This window comes from Rickettsia bellii RML369-C, assembly GCF_000012385.1.
GTDB classification, from domain to species: domain Bacteria; phylum Pseudomonadota; class Alphaproteobacteria; order Rickettsiales; family Rickettsiaceae; genus Rickettsia; species Rickettsia bellii.
Genome location: NC_007940.1, coordinates 104811 through 127333, shown reverse-complemented (window position 1 = coordinate 127333; position 22523 = coordinate 104811). Strand labels below are relative to the sequence as shown.

The following is a 22523-nucleotide window of genomic DNA, read 5'->3' as shown; positions in this document are numbered from 1 at the left end:
AATTCCGATTTTAATAAAGAAGAAAGAATAAAAGATATAATGTTTAGTTTTGCTCAACAAGGAAAAGATGAATATATTAAATACATATTGAATAATCAAGAAAAATATCCTTTTTTAGTTAACACCAAAGATGAATATGATCATAATTTAATGCATTTTTATACACATGACCCTGAAATGCAGAAATTATTTTTTGAAAAAGGCATGATTCCTTCTAAAGAAATAGATCCAGATAATATAATGCTTAGTATTGTGAATGACGCACAGTCAGTACATACATCAGAAGTAACAAAGCGTACAAATTTTTTTACTAATGAGTTAGTACAAGTATTTAGTGATAATTATATTAAACTTACAGAAGAAGCAGAAAAATATAAAAGTGAAGTGAAAGACTTATTTAGTAAGAATCTTGATCTGGCTATAGATTTATTAGATCTTACTGCTCAAGAGAAAGAAAGCGTTATGGAAAAAACTTTACGAGGTAATACACTTCCATCTGATAAGGAATTTATAAAGATAGTTATAGATAAAGCATTTAAAGTGTTAAATGAGAATTATCTTAGAAAAGATAGTAATGGTGAGTACAATGAGGGATATCCGACAGAACGAATGCAATATGATTGGACTAAAGATGCTGAAAAAAAAATTACTATACCGCAATCTATAGGGCTAATTTCAAAGCTTGCTTCAGAAACGAAACCGAATTTTAAGCAAATAAAAGAATTAACTGTAACTTTACTTACCAAAAAACAAGGAAAGAATAGGGCTGAAATATATGATAATTTAAAATCATTAAATGAAAATGAAGTAAAAGCACTTTTTAATAAAGAAAGTGGCTTAGATATAGAAAAAGTATATAAAGAGCAACAGAAATTCAAACTAGCCAAACAATTATATGTAGCAGCTACAAATTATGGAGATGATTCGAGTAGCTGTATTCAAGGAACATGGGTGCAGATTATCACAACTGCAGAAGAAATTAAGCCCGAACTAAGCGATGATTGGGGAAAATATAAAGAAACTCAAAGAGAGGGAGAAGCACAAAAAAATAATATCACTGAAGAAAATATAAAACCGTTTTTAGATGCATTAGCTAAAGATGAATTAAGTAAGAAAGATAGTACGATTATAGCAAATGAGAATTTAAAAGATCTTTTGCAAGAATCAATACTAGGTATGCAAGATTTACCGATCAACACTCCAGAAAAATTATCTAAGGAAGAGGAAAAAATATTATCCGTAATTAATACATATTTCAGCAAGCATATAAAAGAACACTTATCAAATTATGATAAGATAGAACCAACATTTGAAGAATATAAAACCCTTATAAATACAATGCCACAAAGTGGAGAAATGCAAAAGTTTGCTCTAAATCCTGATATTTATGCTGGTACTTCTAATAAACCCAATATAGAGATGAATAATAAAGAATCAGGTAAAACTACTCACCAAGACAGGTTACAAGCACAAAGAGAACAATTAAGACAACCTCAAGGAATAGGGATATAATTTTAGATGTGTTATTTGTGTCGAAAAAATAATACGAAAAGTGGTAATTTACTTAGATAAATTATATACTCATTGCTTTAAGCCAATTAAAATAAAGAGATAATACTTTATAATATTGCATAGTTTTAGTATAATAAAAAAAAATATCATCTATACATGTACAAATCTCTATTTTTTTGTTTAAAAATTCTTGCTTTGCTTTTTTTAATAGGCTGCGGAATTGTCGCTTATATAATATATTACTATTCTCGTGATTTACCTGATTATAGACAGCTAGCAAGATATTATCCTCCCTCGGTAACCCGTATTTATTCTCGTGATGGAAAATTAATGGAGGAATATGCTTTCGAGCGGCGTGTATTTATCCCAATTAACAGTATTCCTACCTCATTAAAAGAAAGCTTTATTGCTGCAGAGGATAAAAATTTCTATAACCACCAAGGGGTTGATTTATTTGGAATAGTTAGGGCAGCATTTCTTAACATATCAAATTTTCTTCATCATAGGCGTATGGAGGGTGCTTCTACTATTACTCAGCAGGTAGTAAAGAATTTTTTACTTACCAATGAAGTATCGTTTCAACGTAAGATCAAAGAAGCAATTTTATCTTATATGATCTCAAGAGTATTTACCAAAGACCAGATTTTAGAATTATATCTCAATCAAACATTTTTTGGGCGTGGTGCGTATGGGGTTGCAACTGCCGCACAAAATTATTTTAACAAATCAGTAGAGGAGCTAACTATTGCGGAGTCAGCTTTTATTGCAGCATTACCTAAAGCACCTTCTGAACTTAATCCTGAGAAAAATTATGCTAGGGTTAAAGCTCGTCGTGATTATGTAATAATGCGGATGCTAGAAGATGGTTATATCACAAGCGATGCAGCAAAAGAGGCAGTAGATAGTCCAATTACGCTACGAAAGCGAGACCAAGATGAAACTGTTACGGCTGATTATTATGCTGAGCAAGTTAGGGATGAAGTAATTAAAATGCTAGGTAGTAAAGACGAATTTTATACTAGCGGTCTTACTATCATTACTTCTTTAGATGCTAAAATGCAAAAATTTGCTGAAGAGTCACTACGAAAAGGTCTTAGAGATTTTGATAGAAAACGTGGTTTCAGAAAAGCTATAGCTACTATTTCACTTGATAATTGGCAAGAAGAACTAAAAAAATTACCAACCACACCATCGCTTCTAGAATATAAAATCGCTGTAGTTTTAGAAGTTACTGATACTCAAGCTGAGATCGGGTTTGCAAGCGGAGCTAAATCTAAAATCCCTATTTCTGAAATGAAATGGGCAAAAAGTGAGCTTAAATCAGCTAAAAAGCTACTAACAAAGGGTGATGTAATAGTTGTAGAACCTGTAAAAGATTATTATGCCTTACGGCAAATTCCAGAAGTAAACGGTGCTATTATGGTCATGAATCCAAATACTGGACAGGTTCTTACAAGCGTCGGCGGATATGATTTCTTTGCTAGTAAATTTGACAGGGTAACACAAGCACTTCGTCAACCAGGTTCTTTAAGTAAAACTTTTGTTTATCTAGCAGCCCTTGAAAATGGCGTTAAACCAAATCAGATTTTTAACGATGGTCCTATTGAAATCTCACAAGGTCCCGGGATGCCTAGCTGGCGTCCTAAAAATTATGAGGGTAAGTTTCTAGGACCAATTACTATGCGTACCGGACTTGAAAAATCCCGTAATCTTGTAACAGTTAGAGTAGCAACTGCGGTGGGACTCACCAAAATCGTTGATATAATTAAGCGATTCGGAATTAATGATAATCCACAAAAAGTCTATTCTATGGTACTTGGTTCTATTGAAACAACGCTTGAGAGAATAACTAATGCTTACGGCATTATTGCTAATGGTGGTAAAAGAATAAAGCCGCATTTTGTTGAATTAATCAAAGATCGTAACGGCAAAGTTATTTATCGCAGAGATGATAGAGAATGTACAACTTGTAACGTTTCAGATAATGATTTAGATAACGCAATATTAGAAATTCCGGCAGAAAATATTTATATGGTCACGGATGCAGCAAGTGACTATCAAATTACTTCACTTTTAACAGGTGTAGTAGATAGGGGAACTGCTTACTCTGCAAAGAAATTAGGGAAAGTTATCGGCGGAAAAACCGGTACTAGTAACGATAGTAAAGATACATGGTTTATAGGCTTCACACCTAAAATAGTTGTGGGTAGTTATGTTGGATATGATACGCCAAGAACTCTAGGAAGAAGAGCGACAGGATCAAGCGTAGTATTACCTATTTTTATTGATTTTATGAGTAACGCTTATAAAGATGAACCGCCCTTACCTTTTAAAGTACCTGATTCAGTAAAGCTACAAGCTGTAGATAGAGCAACTGGTCAAATCACTCCTAGTGGTTCTGTTATGGAAGCATTTAAGATCAATAACATCCTGATAATTGAAGATGACAGCGAAATCATAGATAACAACCATAACAATGATGTTTTTGATTACGTGCCTACCGAAAAAGATCAATCTCAGGAAATATACTAAACCTAAAAAAGTTAAAACTAATGAAAAAAATTACTCTATACTTAACTGCGTTAATATCATTTACTGTATCCTTTGCAATTAAAGCAGATTGCTTTTTAGTTAAAGAAAATGATAAGGTTATTAAACAAGATGGTGATTGCAAATCACGCTATGCTCCATGTTCTACCTTTAAAATTGTTTTAAGTTTAATGGGTTATGATGATGGATTTTTAATTGACGAGACCCATCCTAAATTACCTTTTAAAAAAGGATATGATGATTATCTTGAAGTTTGGAAACAGCCACATACACCTAAAGACTGGATGAAAAATAGCTGTCTTTGGTATTCACGTCTTATTACTAAAGAATTAGGTTATGAAAAATTCCATAATTACGTAACAAAATTTAATTATGGTAACCAAGATACTTCAGGAGATAAAGGGAAGAACAATGGTTTAACTAATGCGTGGCTTTCTAGCTCTTTAGAAATTTCACCTGAAGAACAGATTGCTTTCCTACAAAAACTTGCAGCAGATCAATTACCTGTAAGCCTTAAAGCTCAGGAAATGACCAAAAATATTATGTTTATCGAAGATTTTGCAGATGGATGGAAGCTTTATGCTAAAACAGGAAGCGGAAATCGTCTTAATGAAGACAGAACTATAAAGTTAAAAGATTGTCAAATAGGTTGGTTTATAGGATGGTTACAAAAAGATAACCGCAAAGTTTTCTTTGTACACTTTATTGAAGATAAAGAACATCACGATTCTTATGCAAGTTTTCGCTCTAGAGAGGCTGCAAAAGAGAAGCTAAAAGGATTAATAAGCAAAGAACTGAAATAATTTTAGCTGTGTCATCCCGTGGCGGCGTTGCCAGCGTGGATCATTCTTCCCCCTGTCATCCCGTGATTTATGAACTAGATCCAGTTAAAAATACTAATAAAATTAATATTTTTTTATTTTCTGGATCCCGCAATCAAGTCGCGGGATGACAGCGGGAAGAATGATCCACGCAAGCAAGCCTTGCGAGGAGCGAAGCTTTGTTGCAATCTCATGAAGCAGCACTCCCGAGATTGCTGCGTCGATGCACGCATCTCCTCACAATGACGGAAAAATTAGAACAATCGAGCATATATGAACAAAACTTCTATAGTTTGGTTACGGCGTAATTTACGGCTGCATGATAATAAATCATTTGCAGCAGCACTTCGTAATTCTGATAAAATACTGCCTATATTTATTTTCGATACCACTATCCTAGAAAGGTTTAAAAATCCACATGACAGACGGCTTTCCTTTTTAGCAAACACACTTTGTTTAATTAATGATGAACTCAAAAAGCTAAAAGGAAAGTTGCTAGTATTTTACGGCAAGCCTTTGGATATTATTCCAAAACTCGCAGCCACTCTAAAAATCGAAAATATTTATGCTGACGAAGATTATGAACCAAACAATATAGAACGAGACAAAAAAGTTCAAGAGTTGTTAGGTAGTAACTGCACACTTAATTTATATTGTGATCATTTACTTATAAAACCTGATAGAGTCTTAACAAAAGATAATAAGGCTTATAAAGTCTATACTCCTTATATGCAGGCTTTCCGTAAATTTATAGCAGATAATGGAAGTATATCACATAATAAGCTACTAACAAATTATAGTTATAATTTAGATGGTAAATTATATACGCCGCAAGATATAGAACTAAAAACTATTGATCTAAATATAGGGAAATCTGAAGCGTTAAAACAAATCGGTTATGTATATAAAGAAGATGAACTTTGGCAGCCTAAAAATGCTCAGAATGTTTTAGATAAATTCATTACAAGAAGAATAAATCGTTACAAAATTGATCAGGATTTTTTATATCTTGACGGCACAAGCACTATCTCACCTTATTTAAGATTCGGACTTGTATCGATAAGAGAATGTTATCGTAAGGCTTTTAATGCTGCTTCAAATCCAGGTAGTATAACGTGGATTAATGAACTAATTTGGCGAGAGTTTTATGCAACTATTTTATATCATTTTCCAAACACTGTTAATGAGGAATTCTTAGAAAAATACAAAAATAAAATTCCATGGAATAACAAAAAAGAATATTTCGATAAATTTATTAACGCAGAAACCGGTTATCCTATAATAGATGCAGCAGTTAAGCAGTTAGTCGGTGATGGCTGGATGCATAATAGGGCAAGAATGATAGTTGCTAGTTTCTTCAGCAAGAATTTGCTTTTAGATTGGCGGAAAGGCGAAGAGTTTTTTGCTCAGTACCTTATGGACTACGAACTCGCTTCTAATGTTGGCGGATGGCAATGGGCAAGCTCGTGCGGTACTGACGCTCAGCCTTATTTCCGTATTTTTAACCCTTATACTCAGGGGAAAAATTTTGACCCAGACGCTGAATATATCAAGAAATATTTACCCATCTTAAAAAATGTCCAACCGCACATCATCCACAATATAAATTCCCACAAAATGTATGATAACTACCCTAAACCGATAGTTGACTATGGATTATCACGAGCAAAAGCTATTGAGGTGTTTAAGGGAATTGCGTAAATAAATCTTGATGAATAATATGAAATTTCGAATGCAAGCTTCGAAATTTCATGATATAATCTTTTTAAAGATCAAATATTATGATTTATGAAAGCTATTATTGAACGCCCAAATTATCTAGAAAAAATAAAGATTCAATTTTTAAGTCATAAGATAGTAGCACTTTTAGGTCCAAGACAATGCGGCAAAACCACACTAGCCCGTCAATTTGCTCACGGACATCAGGACGTACATTTTTTTGACTTAGAAGATATCAGAGATTTAGCTGCATTAGAAAATCCTTATATAACACTAGAAAACAAAAAAGGCTTAATTATCATTGATGAAATTCAAAGATTACCAAACTTATTTCCTACGCTGCGGGTTCTAACTGATAAAAATATAGAACAACAATTTTTAATATTAGGTAGTGCTTCAAGAGATTTAATTAGACAATCCTCAGAAACTCTTGCTGGTAGAATATCTTATATTGAGGTACATCCTTTTTCTTTATTGGAAGTAAACAATATAAAACAATTACATTTATTTGGAGGTTTTCCGAATTGCTACCTTTATCCCGAGACAGGCTTTGATTGGCTAGAGCAATATATTAGAACTTTTTTAGAACGAGATATTCCAAACCTTGGATTTTTGATTCCGCCAATTACATTACGCCGTTTTTGGACTATGCTTGCTCACTATCACGGAAATATTTTTAATGCTTCTGAAATTGGAAAATCCTTAGGAATCAGCGACCATACTATAAAAAATTATTTGGATATCTTATCCGGTACTTTTATGATACGTCAATTATATCCATGGTTTGAAAATATTTCTAAGCGTCAGAAAAAAAGACCTAAAATATATTTTACTGATTCAGGTATATTTCATCATTTAATTGATATTTATTCACAAGAACAATTATTAAAAAATCCAAAACTAGGAGCTAGTTTTGAGGGCTTTGCTTTAGAACAAATAATAAGGCTGTTTGATAAACGAAGCGAGGATTGCTATTATTGGGGAATACATCAAGAAGGGGAACTAGATTTGTTTATAAAACATAAAGGCTTAAAACTAGGTTTTGAGTTTAAATTTAGCGATGCCCCTACTCTTACTCCCTCTATGCATAAGGCTATACAATATTTAGCGTTAGATGAATTATTTGTTATATATCCTGGAACTAAAAAATATCAATTAGAACGTAATATAACTGTTGTACCTATTAAAGATATAATAACGCTTATTTAAGTCACAGTAATATAGTTACCTGAATAGCCAATTAAAAATAATTAGCTATTCAAAATATCATTAATGATAATTTTTAAATTATCATTCCTCCTTTGCCTCCTCTTGGTGGACGTCCAGCTACATCCTGACTAAAAGAAACTTGTGGCTTATTAGGTTTTTTAGGCGTATTAGCAGCTTTTGTATGATCTTTTAAGTCTTTTTTTATTTTATCTAATTCTGGTGATTTATGTTTTGGATCAATATCCCCTTTTAACCTAAGCTTCATCTGATCTACTTTCTTTCCAGTAGGATTATCATTCTTTTTACTCATAATAGACCTTTTTTAATTTATTTTTAAAAAATTAAGTTTTTATACTTAATTGCAACTTGATGATATAACAAACTATTTAAATTTTATTAAATAATTTCTAATTAAAATCATAAAAATATGATACTATGTGTGGAATAAGCCACACATATTTTATACTTTTGATGAATTAATTTGCATTAGTTGCTATTATTAAAGCTACTTTTTTAGAATTATTAATTCAGCTAAATTTAATGATGGATGTTGAAAGAAAAAGATACAAGAACTAAGCTATATGCTAAAAAGCAATTTACTTTATAATTATACTTCAGGAAATGTTTCAGCAGTAGTATTAAGAACTCCTGAAAGCGTTATGCCTTGTTGAGCAAAATCATTTAGAGAATTATCTACCGAAGCAAGAAAAACAGGAGGTTCAATTTTTATTTCTGTGCAAGATGGGAAATATTTTTTAAAGGTTTCAATAGCTTTAGATGGATTCATATTTAAGTATCTACAATATGCAATATAGTCCCAGCTAATCAGTATATCATCATTAGAAACTACATTTGTACGATGATCAGAAATTATCGAGAGCATAGTCATAAAATGTTTATACTCTATAGTAGATGGATTATTAGTCAAACTATCATATACATTTTTTATGAGGTTACTAAATACAGCTAAATAATTATGGTTGTTACCGGTGTTAAACGATTTAGCTACATCTATAATAATACTAGTCGGCGGCTCAGAGTTATAAGTACAATAAACTTTTAGTCCGTAAATACTTTCTGTAAATTCCTTTGGTATATGATGATTTGGATTTTTTAACATAATTATATTCCAATAAAAGAGTATATTACTATCTATACTCATAATCTTTGTGGAGCTTGTTAGCTAGTGCCTGCTCCCAACGGTCACCGTTTTGCAGCAATTTTTCCTTGTCGTAAATAAGAGCGGTATGGGTTAGGCTTGCAAACTCGAAATTCGGACCTTCAACTATTGCATCAACAGGGCATGCTTCTTGGCATAGCCCGCAATAAATGCATTTGGTCATATCTATATCATAACGTGTAGTACGTCTACTGCCATCTTCCCGCTCATCCGCTTCAATAACTATTGCTTGGGCGGGACAGATAGCCTCGCAAAGCTTGCAGGCAATACAACGCTCTTCACCATTTTCATAACGACGTAGTGCATGCTCACCCTTAAACCTTGGGCTAACTGGGCTTTTCTCATAAGGATAATTGATGGTGACTTTAGCTTTGAAGAAATATTTTAGAGTCAAAGCCAGACCTCTTATTATCTCGTATAGAAAAAATGATTTTAGATAATTTATCATATTTTATTTTTTAAGCTTGAATCGATAGTGTTAAGTAACTCTTTTATTACAGGAACATAATTTCTTATCCTTCTATAGATCTCATCCGCAAGTTTTTCATCATAAGTGTGAGATATCATCTTATATCAAACATTTGGTAGGTGATCAGTATATATTAATACACTAGACACCAACACCACCCAAAATAAAGTCAGGGGTAGAAATACTTTCCACCCTAAACGCATTAACTGATCATAACGATATCGTGGCAGCGTTGCCCTAATCCATAAAAAGCAAAATAGTAAAAATCCAACTTTAAAAACAAACCAAAAGAAACCTGGGATACAATCTAACCATGATATATTAAATGGTGGCAAATAACCCCCTAAAAAGAAAGTGGTAGTCATCGCACTAACTAATATCATATTAGCATATTCACCTAGGAAAAATAAGGCAAAACCCATAGAGGAATATTCGACATTATAACCAGCAACTAGCTCTGATTCTGCTTCTGGTAAATCAAAAGGCAATCTGTTTGTTTCAGCAAGTACTGAGATAAAAAATACTACCCCCATTGGCATTAGCATTAAATCAATCCACCACGGCATAGTTCTTTGTGCTTCAACTATTTGACTTAAATTAAGAGTGCCGGTAGTCAGCAGCACAGTAATAATAACCAGCCCCATCGATACTTCATAAGAAATCATTTGTGCTGATGAGCGTATAGCACCAAGGAATGCATATTTTGAGTTACTAGCCCAACCAGCAATAATAATGCCGTAAACGCTTAAGGAGGAAATAGCAAGAATATATAAAACTCCGACATTAATATCGGCAAGAACTACACCTTTGGCAAAAGGTATAACTGCCCAGCCGATTAAGCTTAATATAAAGGTTATCATCGGTGCTAGGACAAATAATATTTTATCGGCATTAGTTGGAATGATCGGCTCTTTAAATAATAGCTTTACCGCATCGGCAATAGGCTGCAAAAGTCCAAACGGACCAACAACGTTAGGACCGCGTCTTAGCTGCATAAGCCCAATCACACGACGCTCAGCATATGTTAAATACGCAACGCATAATATTAAAGGTATAGTGATCGCCACCACCTTTAATGCGATTATAATTAACGGAAAAATATATTCAAAAAAGAGTTCTATCATAAATGTTATTTAATTGTCATCCCATCGTCATTGCGAGGAGATGCGTGAGTGTCAACTTAACACTCGGTGTCATCTCGTGGCTTGTCCACGGGATCCAGTACTTAAAAAGCCTAAATACAGTAAATTTTTTAATATTAAAAGCTCGATTATTCTCGCTTTTTTCTGGATCCCGTGGACAAGCCACGGGATGACATTTCTTGCTTAGCCTCTACGCACCTTGCCATAGTCACCGAGTTCTTGCTAATCACATCAGTCATGTAATAATTAATAGTTTCAGCAGTTATAGGCTCTTTTGATAATTTATCTTTAGAGCTAAATTTAGCAAACTTATTGTCTATAATTTTACCGATATTAGCAAATATTGGATATTCTTTAGCAAGTTTTGTACGTATTTCTTGCAAATTACTTACTAGGGTATCCAATTTCAAACAATCGGCAAGCTCTTTAATAATTGCTATATCTTCTTTAGCTTTCCCTACAGGCGATACTGCTTTTTCTGCTATTTGCGGTCTACCCTCTAAATTCACGTAAATTCCACTCTGCTCAGTATAAGCAGCTGATGGTAAAATAATATCCGCTTTCGTAGCCCCAATATCTCCATGATGTCCTTGATATACTATAAAAGCTGATTTAAGCTTATCAAATGGCAATTCATCCGCTCCAAGTAAATAAGCAAGTTCTATATCTTCTAATTTACCTAACGAAGTATCAAAACCGATATCAAACCCCCCAACCATCGATGCATGATTATGAAGTATATTAAAGCCTTTCCAATCATCCCGCATGATATTATATTTATCGACTATTTTATGAATCAGCGATAATATAGCATGCCCGTCATTTCGTCCATAAACGCCATCACCTACTATAATAATCGGATATTTTGCTGCTTTTAGCTCTTCTGCAAATTTATGTTCATCTAAAGCTAGCTCCTCAAGTATCTTGAGATCACTCCCTAAATCCTGAATTTTATAGGTTTGGTTATGCCCCTCTCCTATTCTTGCTACTTTTAATGAACCTGCTCTAACTCTTCCACCTATTCTACTGTTTAGAACCGGTGCTATCTGCCTTGGATTCGCTCCTATTAACAAGCATAAATCAGCTTTTTCAAGCCCTGCAATAGTTGTATTAAATAAGTAATTTCCTCGCTGCGTAGTATCTAATTTATAGTCAAACTGATTAACGTTATAATTATTACAACCGATTTTTTGTAAGAAAGTTTTAAGCATAAACATTGCTTCAACGGAAGCAAGAGTCCCAGCAAAAGCAGTAATTTTTTCCGGCTTAATAGATTTAATTTTATCAGCTATTGCTTTTAAAGCTTCATCCCAACTTGCAGAGACTAATTTACCATTTTTTCTAATATAAGGCTGATCCAAACGCTGATATTTTAAACCATCATAGCTAAAGCGATTTTTATCTGAGAGCCATTCTTCGTTAATTTCCTCATTAACTCTTGGTAATACTCGCATCACTTCATCACCCCTACTATCAATGCGGATATTTGAACCTTCTGCATCATGCACGCCAATACTAGCAGTATGTCTTAGCTCCCACTTACGAGCTTTAAAGGCATAAGGTTTGGAGTTAAGAGCTCCGACAGGACAAATATCTATCATATTGCCGGAAATTTCAGAATCCAAAGTTTGCTCTAAATAAGAAGTAACTTCCATATGCTCACCACGATGGATAGCCCCCATTTCTTCTATTCCGGCTATATCATTGGCAAATCTAATACATCTAGTACATTGAATACATCGAGTCATCGCTGTTTTAATCAGCGGTCCCATATATTTATCTTTAATAGAGCGTTTATTTTCGTGAAATCTATTAGTGCCTTTGCCATATCTAAAAGCCTGATCCTGCAAGTCACATTCGCCACCTTGATCACAAATAGGACAATCAAGAGGATGGTTAACAAGCAAAAACTCCATCACCCCCTCACGGGCTTTTTTCACCATTGGCGTATCAGTATGAATAACCATGCCGTTACCTACGGGCATTGCACAAGAAGCTATCGGCTTTGGTGATTTTTCCATCTCAACCAAGCACATACGGCAGTTACCAGCAATTTTTAAACGCTCATGATAACAAAAATGTGGGATTTCTTTACCGGCTTTTGTGCAAGCTTGATAAACAGTAGTACCTTCTGATACTTCTATTTCTTGACCATCTATCGTAAGTTTTATCATTCTTATTCTCTTCAATAAGAAATTACTTAGGTAATTTCTTATTGTTTTAAAATTGTACAAATCAAGTTTGAAGCGGTTCTTCACTTGATTTGAAATTATAAATTTTTTAAATCACCACTTTTTAGTAAATTTTACTGAGATATTCATTTCATAAATTGTTGCAATACCGCTACAATTATTTTATCCAGTAAGTCATAGGATTTGGATATGCCTGATCTTCTATCATATATTTAAAGCCAATAGCAACACGCAATATATACCAAACAGCTAAAATAAAATATAACACTACGCCAATAACAATAAACGTAAATATAAAACACACGATCCATCCGAGAACACTAAGACAGAAAGTACGGAATAAGAATATATAATGGCTAGTGGCAAAATTATTGCCTTTATCCTTGTTGAGATATGCAAAAAACACACCTATTAAAGGCAATATCGGTGCTACTATTCCGCATAAATATAATATATATACTACAATTAAATTTTTCTTACCGCTTTCGGTATATTCCTTAAGTTGTTTATCCATATTTCTACCTTTTATTTCTCTATTTCTAATTTCAACTTTTCTATTTCTTCTTTTGAAAGCTTAGTATATTTAATGATTTTTTCTATAGGCTCATTATCTTGTAACATTTCTTTTGCCATTTCTATACTTCTTTCCGCTTTACCCTCTTTAAATTTACTTTTTTGGTTTAATTCCTCTGTTTGAGCAGCAAGCATCGCTTTAATATAATTATCATATTCTGCTTCACTCCAATTAAATTGCTCAATAGTCTTATAGGCTGACAATACTACCTCATCCTGAGTGTGCTTCGGTGGCTCCTTTGCTTTATCGAACTTAGCCATCATATATAACCAATCATCTTCTATCGTCTCAAGCTCGTTCGCTTCTTTTGTGAACTTATCAAGTTCCACAAATACATATGATAAGCATTTAAGTTGATTCTTACCGTTACCAACATTAATAGTTTGATGATAACTAATACACTCTTTTTCTTCAGGCAATGCCTGAAATCCGGAAGTAATTATTACCATTACTACAGGGGCAAGATCAGCATATTCTTTTCCCCTTTTTAATTGTGAAGAAAACGCTACACAACCATAAAATTGTACCCTTGCTAAAAAAGCATCGGCATAGCCGTTTTGCATCTCAACAATATAAATATTGCCGGAATTATCTGTTACTTTAACGTCAACAATACTTCTTTTATTCTGTCCTAAATCCGGCACTTGTTCATTTGAGATATATTTAAGGTCAATAATTCTTAACTCTTCTGGCAACCTCATAATATTATTGAGAAAACTTATCAACCTTGCTTTATCTGTAAACAACTTTTTAAATGCTACATCATTTGTTGGGTCTAAATATCTTTGCATATTAATCGTTTATATTTTTTTAAACCTTATATATGATTATTTTTCAAATTCTCTACCACAAAATGCATAATACTACCATGCTTTATATAATTTATCTCATTATCTGTAAATATTTGCAATATTAAATCGATAGTTTGCATTTCGCCATTCTGTTTTTTTATAATACATTTAACCGAATTATAAGGTTTTATATGTTCATTTAAACCTATAATATCAATAGATTCTGATCCATCTAATTTTAAATCAAAACGAGTCATATTATTTGTAAAAATTAGCGGTAATACTCCCATACCGACCAAATTTGAACGATGTATTCGCTCGAAACTTTCAGCAATAACAGCTTTAACACCAAGCAACTGCGGACCTTTTGCTGCCCAGTCTCTTGATGAACCACTACCATATTCTTTGCCGGCAAAAATTACCGCAGATACACCATTTGCTTTATAATCCATTGCTGCATCATAAATAGTCTGCTGCATATTTTTTAGCTGGTTTATAGTAAAACCACCCTCTACTCCTTTGCACATTTCATTTTTTATGCGAATATTGGCAAATGTGCCACGCATCATCACTTCATGGTTTCCTCTGCGTGACCCGTAAGAATTAAAATCAATAGGCGATATTTGATGATCCGTTAAATATTTAGCAGCAGGACTAGTTTTACTTATACTTCCTGCCGGTGAAATATGATCAGTAGTAATAGAATCACCAAAAATTGCTAAAATTCGTGCAGATTTAATATCTTTTATACTATTTTTACTGCCTATATTTTCAAAATAAGGCGGATTGTTAATATAAGTACTGCTTTTATCCCAAGCATAATTAGAGCTACTAGTTACCTCTAAACTTTGCCATTCTTTTGTTCCGCTAAATATATCGGAATATTTTTCTACAAACATAGATGAATTAATAGAATTTGCAATGACCTTATCTATCTCTTCTTTACTTGGCCAAATATCCTTTAAATAAACATCTCTGCCTTTATCATTTTTTCCTAATGGGTGATTTGTTAGATCAATATTAAGGCTACCGCTAAGAGCATATGCTACGACTAGAATAGGTGAAGCAAGGTAGCTAGCTTTAGTAAGCGGATTAATTCGCCCTTCGAAATTTCTATTGCCTGATAAAACAGAAGCAACGACTAAGCCGTTTTTATTGATAGTCTCTTCTATTTCTGGATTTAAAGGTCCTGAATTACCAATACAGGTAGTGCAGCCATAACCGACCAAATTAAATCCTAATTGATCTAAATATTGATTAAGCCCGCTGCTTTTTAAATATTCCGTTACAACTTTTGAGCCAGGAGCAAGTGAGGTTTTAACCCAAGGCTTAACCTTTAATCCCTGCTCTATCGCTTTTTTAGCAAGCAAAGCTGCCCCAATCATCACAGAAGGGTTAGAGGTATTAGTACAGCTAGTAATCGCTGCAATCACCACATCACCATTGCCAATTTCGTAATTCTGATTTGCTACAGCATGTTTTGTATCAATACTTATATTATTGGAAGAAAAAGTCGACAACTCTTTCTTAAAACCACTTGATACATCACCTAAATTTACCCGATCTTGCGGACGTCTTGGACCTGCTAGCGAACTTGTCACTTCAGATAAATCCAACTCTAAAATATCAGTATATTCTGCTGCATCGTCAAAATTGCACCATAAATCTTGAGCTTTGGCATATTCTTCTACTAGCTTGATCTGCTCTTTATCTCTACCTGTCAGCTCTAAATATTTGATAGTTTCCTGATCAATCGGGAAAAAACCACAAGTAGCACCATATTCAGGTGCCATATTAGAAATGGTAGCACGATCGGCAATTGTCATAGCTTTAAGCCCTTCGCCATAAAACTCAACAAACTTACCTACTACTTTTTTCTTTCGGAGCATTTCAGTAATCTTTAAGACTAAATCGGTGGCAGTAGCAGTACCTGTTAACTTACCTGTTAGCTTTACGCCGATTACTTCCGGCAGAATCATAGTAAGCGGCTGTCCAAGCATTGCAGCCTCTGCCTCGATCCCGCCAACACCCCAACCAAGTACCGATAACCCATTCACCATGGTTGTATGGCTATCTGTACCAACTAAACTATCAGGATAAGCTACACCATTACTATGCCATACGACTTTTGCCAAATACTCTAAATTTACCTGATGGCAAATACCAGTACCCGGCGGCACTACCTTGAAATTATTAAATGCTTGCTGTCCCCACTTCAGAAACTGATAACGCTCTATATTGCGTCTCATTTCCATTGCTACATTTTTATCAAATGAGCTACCGGATGCATAAGAATCAACACTAACTGAGTGATCTATGACTAAATCAACAGGAATAAGTGGATTGATTTTTAGCGGATCACCGCCTATCTTCTTCATCGCATCACGCATAGCAGCAAGATCAACTATAGCCGGCACACCTGTAAAATCCTGCATCAAAACCCTTGCCGGCATAAAATCTATTTCCGCATCGGATTTTTTATTTTTTAGCCATTCTTTGAATACCATTAAGTTTTGTTTTGAACCGGTACGTAGCACATTCTCAAACAATACTCTCAAACTATAGGGCAGTTTTTTTAAAGGCAAATCGATATCGCTTGCAGCTTTATTTATGTCGTAAATTTTATATGAGATATTATTAACTGATAATTCTTTAAGATATTCTGAATTATGCATCTTTTGCATATTTTCCTCGTTTGATATTCGTTATGATGTCACCCCGTGGAGGCGTTGTTGCGTAGATCAAAAAACGTCCTCGGTGTCATACCGTGGCTTGAAAACTAGATCCAGAAAATAATAAAAAATACTAATTTTATTAGTATTTTTAACTGGATCCCGTGAATAAATCACGGGATGACAGGGTAAAACCGATCTACACAACAACGCCCCCCGTGACTTGACTACAGGGTCTGAATCACAGGCTACATTCTAAGATCCTGCAATCAAGGTAGCTAGATGACAGCTTATACCTATAACCTTATCCTAAAACGTAGATTTTTAAAACAAATTAATGCCGATGTAGGAGATATTTATATAGATTTTTGAAGAGCAGTGAGTTTATTTTCTATTTCCGCTTCACTTAAATCGGTAATGTTAATAGCTGTTTCTGTAGCTATGTTAATATAACTTCCTGTTACTTCGGTTACACCATTAGCAATAAGATAAGTAATTTTCGGCTTGTGCATATCATCTATGTAAACTTTTAATAAACCGGCTTTTAGGCTAACAATCATTGGAGCATGACCCTGCAATACACCAAACTCACCCTCTTCACCCGGAAGTGTTATCATTTTAGCCTGCTCTTCAAAAACGATATTTAAAGGCGTAATAATTTTAACGTTAATTGTTTCGCTCATATGATAATATAATTTTTCGTTATTATGACTGAACTTTGTTTCCTGTCATCCCGTGGCTTGACCACGGGATCCAGCATAAAGCGAGAGAAATCGAGCTTTTTATAGCTGTATTTTTTATTATTTTCTGGATCCCGTGGTCAAGCCACGGGATGACACCGAAAATACTTTGTGCAGGATGACAATTTATTTCAGTGTCTTAGCCTTCTCCAACGCCTCCTCTATAGTCCCAACCATATAAAAAGCTGCTTCCGGTAGATCATCATATTTACCTTCTGTGAGCCCTTTAAAGCCTGCTATAGTATCGGCTAAATTAACAAATTTCCCCTCAGCTCCTGTAAATACCTCAGCCACATGGAAAGGTTGCGATAAGAAACGCTGTATTTTTCTTGCACGTGATACTGTTAGTTTATCTTCTTCAGATAACTCATCCATACCTAGGATAGCGATAATATCTTGCAGAGATTTATAAGTTTGCAATATTTGCTGCACCTTTCTTGCTACATTATAATGCTCTTCCCCAACAATCATGGGATCAAGCACCTGTGAAGTACTATCTAGAGGGTCAACTGCCGGATAAATTCCAAGCTCTGCTATCTGACGGCTAAGCACTGTTGTGGCATCTAAATGTGCGAAAGACGTTGCCGGAGCAGGATCGGTTAAGTCGTCTGCCGGTACGTATATAGCTTGCACAGAGGTTATTGAGCCATGTTTGGTAGAGGTGATACGCTCTTGTAATTCACCCATATCGGTTGCAAGAGTCGGCTGATAACCTACAGCCGACGGAATTCTACCAAGTAATGCCGATACTTCTGAACCTGCTTGCGTAAAACGGAAGATATTATCGACGAAAAACAGAACATCTTGCCCCTCGTTCATATCTCTAAAACTCTCCGCAACAGTAAGCCCCGTTAATGCAACCCTTGCTCTTGCACCTGGTGGTTCGTTCATCTGCCCATAAACTAAAGCTACTTTTGATTTTTCAGGTTCTTCAAGATTAATAACTCCTGAATCGATCATTTCATGATAAAGATCGTTACCCTCTCTAGTTCTCTCACCAACTCCAGCAAATACGGTATAGCCACCGTGTGCTTTCGCAACATTATTAATCAGCTCCATTATAAGCACGGTTTTACCAACCCCCGCACCACCAAATAGCCCTATCTTACCGCCTTTAGTATAAGGGGCAAGTAAATCAACAACTTTAATGCCAGTTACTAATATATTACGATCAGTTGATTGCTGAGTAAAGCTAGGTGCAGATTTATATATAGACGAAATGCTTGAGCCTTTAATCTTTCCTTTGCCGTCAATCGGTTCGCCTACGACATTCATAATTCGTCCTAACGTTTCGATTCCTACCGGAATACTAATCGGGCTACCGGTGTCTACTACTTCCATACCTCGCACTAACCCCTCCGTGGAGTTCATAGCGATACAACGCACTGTATCATCACCTATATGCTGAGCTATCTCTAGCACTATTCTTTGCTTATCGTTATAGCACTCAAGGGCATTTAAAATCTGCGGTAATTTACCTTTATTGGTAAATTTTACGTCAACTACCGCTGAAATAATTTGAGTAATTTTCCCGATATTTTTTTTCATTATTTTTTCTTTTGTTAAGATAATGTTTTTATGTAAATGCCTTTTGTCATTCCTGCGGAGGCGGGAATCCAGAAAAATAAACATAAATACAGCAAATTTTTAAAAATAAAAGCTCGATTTATCTCGCTTTATGCTGGATTCCCGCCTCCGCAGGAATGACAAAAGTTCATCGAGTCACACAGCCTCCGAACCTGCGATGATCTCTATCAACTCCGTAGTAATAATTGCTTGTCTTGATCTATTTAATTTTAACACTAGCTTATTAATTATATCATGAGCGTTATTTGTGGCATTTTCCATAGCAGTCATTCTTGATCCTTCTTCACTTGCTCTATTTTGTAGTAGAGCATAATTTATTTGAGAATTAACATATAAATTAATTAGATTTTGAATTAAATTCTCTCCCTCATATTCATAGTTAGCTTCCTCTATCTTTGAATCATCATGATATTTTTCTATCGGTAAGATTTGCTGCTTTGTCATGCTTTGAGTCATGGCATTTTTAAATCTATTGAAATAAATAGTGCAATTACTTACTTCTAAATTTGCTACTAGTGCCATAATCTTTTGTTTTATTTGCAACATCAGATTTTCATCATGATTTTTTGGCAACTCAAAATAACTATCAATATAACTTTCATAAGGCTTTTTTAATGCCTCATAACCTTTTTTCCCAATAATAATGAGCTTGATTTTCTCACCTTTACTTTTTAAAGTCTCAACATCACTTTTTACTTGTTTAATTATCATATAATTAAACGTTCCGCATAAGCCACGCTCAGATGTCATAACTATTAGCAAGTTTGCTTTGTTGGTCTCTGTATTAAAAAATTTTTGTGCTTCTATAGGAAAGTCATAAATATCAGCGGATAATACAGTAGACATCATTTTACTAATAGCTTCAACATAAAAATTTGAATGAGCTATTTGATTTTTTATTTTTGTCAATTTAGAAGCCGAAACTAATTGCATTGCCTTGGTAATCTTTTGTGTAGATTTAACGCTTTTTATTCTAGTTCTTAGCTGTTTTAAATTTGACATATAAATCCTTATTGTCATTCCGTGGCTTGACCACGGAATCTAGTAATATACTAATCGTAAGATGCTTTTCTGGATCCCGTGAATAAATCACGGGATGACAGGGGGAGAATGATCCATGCGGGCAATGCCATCCCGTGGACAAGCCACGGAATGACAACAACTCTAATCAATCTTGACAAAGTCCTTAACGAAATTCTCTAAAAATGTTTTTAATTTCTGTTCATTTTCTTCAGTGATACGCTTCTCACTTTTTATTGACTCTAAAATATCTTTTTGATTTTGCTTTATCTCACTAAGCATTTTTTCTTCAAATTCCTTAATTCTCTCTACAGGTATATTAATTAAATATTTTTTAGTTCCAGCATAAATACTTATTATCTGCTCTTCGACTGAAAAAGGATGATATTGTGCTTGTTTTAATATCTCAACAAGCCTTTTACCATGTTCGATTTGTGCTTTAGTAGCAGAATCTAAGTCTGAACCAAATTGTAAAAAAGATTCAAGCTCTCTAAATTGGGCTAGTTCAAGCTTTATCGAGCCTGCAACCTGCTTCATAGCTTTTATTTGTGCAGCAGAACCAACACGGCTTACTGAAATCCCGACATTAACAGCCGGTCTTATACCTTTATAAAACAGCTCGCTTTCTAAGAAAATTTGACCGTCAGTAATAGAAATAACGTTTGTTGGAATATAAGCAGATACGTCACCTGCTTGGGTTTCGATTATAGGAAGTGCCGTAAGTGAACCGCCGCCTTTCTCCTCTGACATTTTAGCAGCACACTCAAGTAATCTTGAATGCAAGTAAAATACGTCACCGGGATATGCTTCACGTCCGGGCGGTCTTCTAAGTAACAATGAAATTTGTCTATATGCGACAGCATGTTTACTTAAATCATCATAAATAATAAGTGCATGCTTGCCGTTATCACGGAAATACTCACCCATACTACATGCGGCATAAGGAGCAACAAATTGTAATACAGCAGCTTCCGATGCAGTAGCCGAAACAATGATTGTATAATCCATTGCCCCCAGCATCTTCCAGCTTTTTTACTATTTGGGCAACGCTTGATCTTTTTTGCCCTATTGCTACATAAATACAATAAATTTTATCTTTTTCATCATTTAGCGAATGAGCTTGCTTTTGGTTAATAATAGTATCGATAGCTATTGCTGTTTTGCCGGTTTGTCTATCGCCTATTATTAATTCTCTCTGTCCTCTTCCTATCGGAATTAATGAATCAATAGCCTTTATACCGGTTTGCACAGGCTCACTAACACTAGCTCTATCGATTATACCAGGAGCTTTCATTTCAATATGGCGATATTCTTTGCTCTTAATATCACCTTTGCCATCAATAGGGTTACCGAGTGCATCAACGACTCTACCAAGCAAAGCAGTTCCTACCAGTACTTCTAGCACCTCTTTGGTTCTTTTAACCTTATCACCTTGCTGTACCTGATTATCATCCCCCATAATCACAGCACCAACACTATCATTCTCTAAATTTAGAACGAGTCCTTTAACACCTGATTCAAATTCTACTACTTCACCAGATTGCACATTTGCAAGACCATAAATTTTTGCTATACCATCACCAACATTTATTACCTGCCCTACTTCTTCAAGCTCGCTTAAACAATTAATATTTGCTATCTCTTTTTGTAATATGTCAGCTACTTCAATAGGTTTTAATTTCATATGGTTTAAGTTTTTTTAATTATTCCATTGTCATCCTGTGGCGGCATTGCCTGCGTTGATCGAAAAGCACTTTCGATGTCATCCCGTGGTCAAGCCACGGGATGACAATCAAAAACATTAACACTCTGCAAAGCCTTAGCTATCTTATCCAAACTACCTTTTATCGAATAATCTTGCAGGATACTATCATATTTAATTACGATCCCTCCCATAATGGTAGGGTCTATTTCAAAATTTATTTTTGTTTCTTGTTTTAGCTCTTTTTCGATATTTGTTTTAACCCATTCTTGTTCAGTAGGCTTTAATTTATTTGCAGAAATTACCTGCACTATTTTAATATTCTTGCTTTCATATAATAATTTACTATATGTGTTTGCTATATCTGCTAAGATAGAAGTACGGGAATTTTTTATCAACAATAATAAGAAATTTTGCATTATTTTGCTGATTTTAATATTTTTTACCAGCGAATTAATCACGCCAATTTTATCAACTTTATTTACTATAGGTGAAGATAACAGCTCTTTAACCTCTATATTATCTTCAATAATGCTAGTCACTAGATTAACTTCTTCAAGTATCTTATCTTGAGTATTATCAGATTTAGCATTATCAAATAACGCAACTGCATAATTCTGAGTTAAAATATCTTTATTCATTT

General features: G+C 34.4%; 17 protein-coding genes and 1 pseudogene. 5 read left to right on the top strand and 13 right to left on the bottom strand.

Features of this window, described 5'->3' with window-relative positions:
- Positions 1 to 39: 39 nt before the first annotated feature.
- From RBE_RS00570 to RBE_RS00550, 5 genes are all read left to right on the top strand, one after another.
- A complete protein-coding gene (locus RBE_RS00570) occupies positions 40 to 1512 on the top strand; it encodes a hypothetical protein (RefSeq protein ID WP_011476805.1) in 1473 nt (490 codons plus the stop codon).
- A gap of 156 nt (positions 1513 to 1668) precedes the next feature.
- Positions 1669 to 4044: a penicillin-binding protein 1A gene (locus RBE_RS00565; RefSeq protein ID WP_011476804.1), complete on the top strand. Its 2376-nt coding sequence runs from the start codon at positions 1669 to 1671 to the stop codon at positions 4042 to 4044.
- A 20-nt stretch (positions 4045 to 4064) separates the two neighbouring features.
- Positions 4065 to 4865 (top strand): class D beta-lactamase, encoded by an 801-nt coding sequence (gene blaOXA / locus RBE_RS00560; protein ID WP_011476803.1) that lies wholly within the window; start codon positions 4065 to 4067, stop codon positions 4863 to 4865.
- Positions 4866 to 5156: 291 nt separating this feature from the next.
- Positions 5157 to 6584 carry a cryptochrome/photolyase family protein gene (locus RBE_RS00555; protein WP_011476802.1) on the top strand — a complete coding sequence of 476 codons (1428 nt, stop codon included), beginning with the start codon at positions 5157 to 5159 and terminating at the stop codon, positions 6582 to 6584.
- Positions 6585 to 6671: 87 nt separating this feature from the next.
- The gene (locus tag RBE_RS00550) at positions 6672 to 7811 is read left to right on the top strand and encodes an ATP-binding protein (protein ID WP_011476801.1); all 1140 of its coding nucleotides are present in this window, start codon (positions 6672 to 6674) and stop codon (positions 7809 to 7811) included.
- Between the two features lie 73 nt (positions 7812 to 7884).
- Here the strand turns inward: RBE_RS00550 and RBE_RS00545 are convergent, their stop codons facing one another.
- The 13 genes and pseudogenes from RBE_RS00545 to atpH form a co-directional block, all read right to left on the bottom strand.
- On the bottom strand, positions 7885 to 8121 hold the full coding sequence (locus tag RBE_RS00545; protein ID WP_012152249.1) for a hypothetical protein: 237 nt from the start codon (positions 8119 to 8121) through the stop codon (positions 7885 to 7887).
- A 297-nt stretch (positions 8122 to 8418) separates the two neighbouring features.
- Positions 8419 to 8931 (bottom strand): hypothetical protein, encoded by a 513-nt coding sequence (locus RBE_RS00540; protein ID WP_228368745.1) that lies wholly within the window; start codon positions 8929 to 8931, stop codon positions 8419 to 8421.
- Positions 8932 to 8959: 28 nt separating this feature from the next.
- Complete coding sequence (gene nuoI / locus RBE_RS00535) at positions 8960 to 9439, bottom strand: NADH-quinone oxidoreductase subunit NuoI (protein WP_011476799.1); 480 nt, start codon at positions 9437 to 9439, stop codon at positions 8960 to 8962.
- Positions 9440 to 9564: 125 nt separating this feature from the next.
- Positions 9565 to 10584, bottom strand: coding sequence for an NADH-quinone oxidoreductase subunit NuoH (gene nuoH / locus RBE_RS00530; protein WP_011476798.1), 1020 nt, complete (start codon positions 10582 to 10584; stop codon positions 9565 to 9567).
- 146 nt (positions 10585 to 10730) lie between these two features.
- Positions 10731 to 12776, bottom strand: coding sequence for an NADH-quinone oxidoreductase subunit NuoG (gene nuoG / locus RBE_RS00525; protein WP_011476797.1), 2046 nt, complete (start codon positions 12774 to 12776; stop codon positions 10731 to 10733).
- A 175-nt stretch (positions 12777 to 12951) separates the two neighbouring features.
- Complete coding sequence (locus tag RBE_RS00520) at positions 12952 to 13308, bottom strand: DUF4870 family protein (protein ID WP_011476796.1); 357 nt, start codon at positions 13306 to 13308, stop codon at positions 12952 to 12954.
- 11 nt (positions 13309 to 13319) lie between these two features.
- Positions 13320 to 14159, bottom strand: a complete 840-nt coding sequence (locus tag RBE_RS00515) for an Rpn family recombination-promoting nuclease/putative transposase (RefSeq protein WP_011476795.1) — start codon at positions 14157 to 14159, stop codon at positions 13320 to 13322.
- A 26-nt stretch (positions 14160 to 14185) separates the two neighbouring features.
- Entirely contained in the window at positions 14186 to 16843 is a 2658-nt protein-coding gene (gene acnA, locus RBE_RS00510; RefSeq protein ID WP_011476794.1) for an aconitate hydratase AcnA, read from the bottom strand.
- Between the two features lie 344 nt (positions 16844 to 17187).
- Entirely contained in the window at positions 17188 to 17514 is a 327-nt protein-coding gene (locus tag RBE_RS00505) for a F0F1 ATP synthase subunit epsilon (protein WP_011476793.1), read from the bottom strand.
- Positions 17515 to 17697: 183 nt separating this feature from the next.
- The gene (gene atpD, locus RBE_RS00500; RefSeq protein WP_011476792.1) at positions 17698 to 19119 is read right to left on the bottom strand and encodes a F0F1 ATP synthase subunit beta; all 1422 of its coding nucleotides are present in this window, start codon (positions 19117 to 19119) and stop codon (positions 17698 to 17700) included.
- A gap of 174 nt (positions 19120 to 19293) precedes the next feature.
- Positions 19294 to 20160 (bottom strand): ATP synthase F1 subunit gamma, encoded by an 867-nt coding sequence (gene atpG / locus RBE_RS00495; RefSeq protein ID WP_011476791.1) that lies wholly within the window; start codon positions 20158 to 20160, stop codon positions 19294 to 19296.
- A gap of 162 nt (positions 20161 to 20322) precedes the next feature.
- A pseudogene (atpA, locus tag RBE_RS00490) lies at positions 20323 to 21862 on the bottom strand (F0F1 ATP synthase subunit alpha).
- 89 nt (positions 21863 to 21951) lie between these two features.
- Positions 21952 to 22521, bottom strand: a complete 570-nt coding sequence (atpH, locus tag RBE_RS00485; RefSeq protein ID WP_011476788.1) for an ATP synthase F1 subunit delta — start codon at positions 22519 to 22521, stop codon at positions 21952 to 21954.
- Between the last annotated feature and the right edge of the window lie 2 nt (positions 22522 to 22523).

Bases quoted from the DNA above. Each gene is read 5' to 3' on its own strand.
- RBE_RS00570 (WP_011476805.1), top strand. From the start codon at position 40: ATGTTTAGTTTTGCTCAACAAGGAAAAGATGAATATATTAAATACATA.
- RBE_RS00565 (WP_011476804.1), top strand. From the start codon at position 1,669: ATGTACAAATCTCTATTTTTTTGTTTAAAAATTCTTGCTTTGCTTTTT.
- blaOXA (WP_011476803.1), top strand. From the start codon at position 4,065: ATGAAAAAAATTACTCTATACTTAACTGCGTTAATATCATTTACTGTA.
- RBE_RS00555 (WP_011476802.1), top strand. From the start codon at position 5,157: ATGAACAAAACTTCTATAGTTTGGTTACGGCGTAATTTACGGCTGCAT.
- RBE_RS00550 (WP_011476801.1), top strand. From the start codon at position 6,672: ATGAAAGCTATTATTGAACGCCCAAATTATCTAGAAAAAATAAAGATT.
- RBE_RS00545 (WP_012152249.1), bottom strand. From the start codon at position 8,121: ATGAGTAAAAAGAATGATAATCCTACTGGAAAGAAAGTAGATCAGATG.
- RBE_RS00540 (WP_228368745.1), bottom strand. From the start codon at position 8,931: ATGTTAAAAAATCCAAATCATCATATACCAAAGGAATTTACAGAAAGT.
- nuoI (WP_011476799.1), bottom strand. From the start codon at position 9,439: ATGATAAATTATCTAAAATCATTTTTTCTATACGAGATAATAAGAGGT.
- nuoH (WP_011476798.1), bottom strand. From the start codon at position 10,584: ATGATAGAACTCTTTTTTGAATATATTTTTCCGTTAATTATAATCGCA.
- nuoG (WP_011476797.1), bottom strand. From the start codon at position 12,776: ATGATAAAACTTACGATAGATGGTCAAGAAATAGAAGTATCAGAAGGT.
- RBE_RS00520 (WP_011476796.1), bottom strand. From the start codon at position 13,308: ATGGATAAACAACTTAAGGAATATACCGAAAGCGGTAAGAAAAATTTA.
- RBE_RS00515 (WP_011476795.1), bottom strand. From the start codon at position 14,159: ATGCAAAGATATTTAGACCCAACAAATGATGTAGCATTTAAAAAGTTG.
- acnA (WP_011476794.1), bottom strand. From the start codon at position 16,843: ATGCAAAAGATGCATAATTCAGAATATCTTAAAGAATTATCAGTTAAT.
- RBE_RS00505 (WP_011476793.1), bottom strand. From the start codon at position 17,514: ATGAGCGAAACAATTAACGTTAAAATTATTACGCCTTTAAATATCGTT.
- atpD (WP_011476792.1), bottom strand. From the start codon at position 19,119: ATGAAAAAAAATATCGGGAAAATTACTCAAATTATTTCAGCGGTAGTT.
- atpG (WP_011476791.1), bottom strand. From the start codon at position 20,160: ATGTCAAATTTAAAACAGCTAAGAACTAGAATAAAAAGCGTTAAATCT.
- atpH (WP_011476788.1), bottom strand. From the start codon at position 22,521: ATGAATAAAGATATTTTAACTCAGAATTATGCAGTTGCGTTATTTGAT.